The sequence below is a fragment of the Opacimonas viscosa genome (genome assembly GCF_024199005.1).
Lineage (GTDB): Bacteria > Pseudomonadota > Gammaproteobacteria > Enterobacterales > Alteromonadaceae > Opacimonas > Opacimonas viscosa.
On record NZ_JANATA010000350.1, the window covers coordinates 1 to 230 of the forward strand.

The following is a 230-nucleotide window of genomic DNA, read 5'->3' on the forward strand; positions in this document are numbered from 1 at the left end:
TGATAGTAAGTTAGACAGAGCAAGCTTCATTTTGTGGGGTTTGACGGGTTTATTCAGCAGGGAATAGCCTTGCTCTCGCACCTGCTGGCGTAGTTCATTGGTATAGTTGGCGGTTATCATAATAACCGGTGGGTGTGGATTAAGGTGCTCTCGAGTAATCGCAAGGGCGTCAAAGCCGGTATCACCATCGTCGAGATGGTAATCGGCAATAATCAGTTGTGGGTCCAGCT

Annotated in this window: 1 protein-coding gene; it reads right to left on the bottom strand. The window is 48.3% G+C overall.

Features of this window, described 5'->3' with window-relative positions; all coding sequences use genetic code 11:
* A partial coding sequence (locus NLF92_RS13885; protein ID WP_254102866.1) for a response regulator occupies positions 1–230 on the bottom strand: 230 nt, incomplete at both ends.